This is a genomic window from Paraburkholderia piptadeniae (assembly GCF_900007165.1).
GTDB lineage: Bacteria > Pseudomonadota > Gammaproteobacteria > Burkholderiales > Burkholderiaceae > Paraburkholderia > Paraburkholderia piptadeniae.
In genome coordinates this window covers 1-2,909 of the sequence record NZ_CYGY02000113.1, presented here as the reverse complement: position 1 = coordinate 2,909, position 2,909 = coordinate 1, and the positions used below count along the sequence as shown (strand labels likewise).

Annotated in this window: 3 protein-coding genes; all 3 read right to left on the bottom strand. The window is 60.8% G+C overall.

Annotated features, from left to right (window positions below):
• Nucleotides 1–191 precede the first annotated feature (191 nt).
• The 3 genes from BN2476_RS40525 to BN2476_RS40515 all read right to left on the bottom strand — a co-directional run bounded on the left by BN2476_RS40525 (nucleotide 192) and on the right by BN2476_RS40515 (nucleotide 2,251).
• A complete protein-coding gene (locus BN2476_RS40525) occupies nucleotides 192–566 on the bottom strand; it encodes a copper resistance CopC family protein (protein WP_087739775.1) in 375 nt (124 codons plus the stop codon).
• 11 nt (nucleotides 567–577) lie between these two features.
• Nucleotides 578–1,363, bottom strand: a complete 786-nt coding sequence (locus BN2476_RS40520; RefSeq protein ID WP_087739784.1) for a hypothetical protein — start codon at nucleotides 1,361–1,363, stop codon at nucleotides 578–580.
• 597 nt (nucleotides 1,364–1,960) lie between these two features.
• A complete protein-coding gene (locus BN2476_RS40515) occupies nucleotides 1,961–2,251 on the bottom strand; it encodes a DUF3303 domain-containing protein (protein WP_087739774.1) in 291 nt (96 codons plus the stop codon).
• Nucleotides 2,252–2,909 lie beyond the last annotated feature (658 nt).

The following is a 2,909-nucleotide window of genomic DNA, read 5'->3' as shown; positions in this document are numbered from 1 at the left end:
CGAGTGCCTGGCGTGCAATATCCTGTTTCATGTTTCGATCTCTCCGTCAGTCCCACAGGCATTCTCGGGGCCGTCGATGCGCGATGCAGTGAACTGCCTCCCCTGTCCGGATATGCCATGGCTTCAGTTTCCGGCCGCATCTGCTGGGGGTGGCCTACAGCAGACACGGCCGTTCGAAAGCGCCAACTTCGTTACTTTACGTCGAAGCGATAGTCGCCGTGCGTCCGGTGTCCGTCGGACGCCACGGCGACCCAATGCACGGTATAGCGTCCTGCCGGCAATGGCGGCAACGCGACCGAAATGGCGTCGTGATTCTGTGCGTCGACGGCGGCCTTCGCAGTATTGACCTGCTTGCCGCCTGCATCGGTGACGGTCACGGACGAAAACGCGGGTTCCAGCGGGCCATCGAAGGCAATCCGCACCTCGCTGGGCGAGGCCACGGTGGCGCCAGCGGCCGGAACCTGCGTGCGGGGAAAGACGTGCGCCCAGACGGAACCAGCCCACGCGAGTCCGAGCACTAACGCAGCCAGCGTCGCGCCGCTACGCGAATGATGACGTGTGTTCATGTGATGCCCCGTTACCAGTTGAACAGCGGCTTGCCGATGGTTGTCGGCGCGATCTCGTCGAAGAAGACATGTGCCTGCACAAGGACGCCGACGTGTGAACCGCTGGCGCGATTGACCGGAATCTGCGCCTCGATGCCGAACTGGCCGTAGCGGTTGTGCCCCTGGCTTCGCGAAAGGGGAATTTCGACGATCGGAATCAGGTTCGAAAGCGGTTGCGGCAGGCCAAGCGAATGCACGTGCTGCTCCAGGTACGGCAGGCTGTACTGGACCGTAAAGCCATAGATGAACGCGTTCGGCTGTCCGGCGCCTGTTGTGAGCGCCGGTGCTGCCTCGGCCGTGATGGCGACAGGGCGCAGCCTGGCGAGCAAATCCGGCAGGTCGCCCATGCCTTTGCCGAGATAAACCGTCGGCGAAATGGTCGAGAAGCTGTTCGCGACCGCGTGGCTGCCTGTCCCACCGAGTTCCGCGGTGACACCGACCGAGGTCATGAATTCGTGCGCCTCGTTGACGTACAGCAGGTACTTCAGGCCAATGTCGAAGTTGTCGAAGCCGTGCGCCGTCGGGTTATTCTGCATCAGATACGAGCCGCCTACCGACAGCGCAAGACGCGATGTGATGAGCTTGTCGTATTCGAAATGGAACGTGTTGACGCTTTGGTCGCCGTTGTCGCCCGGTACGCGGATGTGCCCGTACAGAAGGTTAGCCTCGTCGCCGACACCGGGATCGTCGACGGCCAGGGTGGCGGGAAAGACGCGGTCACCGGCGATCGAGTGGGCGTGCGCGTGCTGCGACAGCATCGTCGCCGTCGGGCACCCGAACGTCGGCAATGGCCGATGACTTGTCTTGGATCGACAGCGCGGAATGACGATTCCGCTCCGATACCTGCCCTTGGAACTACAGCGGCGCGACCGGCAGCAACGGGTCGAAATGCGTCCGCCGAGCGACGGACAATCAGCGCACGGTTTTTGCAATGGGGCAGCGAGCGCCGACATAAGCCAGCAAATACGGCCACCCGAAAAATACGAAACTCCATCTAATAAAAGCCGATGCGCTCCCCGCAAACCCGCATGCGTGTGCGCCTATATTTTGAGCAAGGAGTTAGATGCGCTACCTGCAACCTATTGATTCAATTGTTGTATTTGCAATCGACGTTGCTCAATGGGGTGCAGGTGGTCGGAGGTTCAAATCCTCTCGCCCCGACCAGATGGACAAAAAGACTTACGGTGCAAGCCGTAAGTCCTTTTTTCTTTGTATCGGCAGTACCGCAGCCGCAGTCGGCAGGCACCTATAGAGCAAGAATACGCGAGTGCATCGGTATCCTGATTAACCAGCCCGATCATCACCACAACCCTGCGCATGCCCTCAAAGCAGTCGGCGGACAAGGCATCGCCATTTCACTTCCCCGCCTGAGCCTGATACGCCCCCAGCGCCGCCCCGAGTTCCTCGTCGGTGACAGCGGGCGAGATGGTGAACTCAAAGATATCGCCCCACTGCAGCATCCACGCCGCCATGGGCGCGGTGCTCTCCGCCTCGATGATCGCGCAGCCGCTCAGCTCGCCGATCGAATGCCATCGTCCGAGCATCTTGATGCCATCGGGTGGCAAGGCGCCGCCCGTTTTCATGAAGCGTTCGATGGCCGACTGCTGCGCCGTCGGCTGCCCGTTCCACTGAACAATGAATTTCATTGGAGATCTCCACTCGACTCGCGACGGTGCCGGCCAGTGGCAAGCCGTGACCGCGACAGACGCCGCAGCATGCGGCGCGTGGGAGCCTGCATCGGGCGCGGATTCGTCCTACGTTATCCGACATTCCGTGCCGCCACTGTGGCGCTCTAAAGCTCGCTCAAAGAATGATAGGCAGCGTCCGTGCAACTTCCATCTGCGAAGCAGCGAATTCGATCGAGGTCTGTGCGACATCCCGCATTCGACCGAGCGCATCCCGCTACTTTAAGTTTCCGTTAAGGCGGCGCTCATAGAGTATTCCGGCGTTCCGACGATGCTGTAGGTGCTGCGAGGAGTCGTCCGACGCTTCTTGGTCCGCCGGGGGGCGAACCAGACGAAGACCATCGTCGATGCGCATTCGACCGCCGCAAGGGTGTCAGATGGCGTGTGGTAAGCGGCCGATCAGCCTTCGCCCGAGGGCTGTGGGGGACGGCCATTCGAACCCGGTGTTTCACCGGGTTTTTTCTTTTTCGACGCAAACGCTTCGATTCTCCCTCGCGCGGCCCTCGACCGCGCCGCACGGGCTACGTCAGAAGGCCGTGATTTCGCCTATGCCATTTGCCGGTGCGAACGTCATGCAATCGCCGTGCAAAACTGTATAAACATAAGGGCTATCCACTTA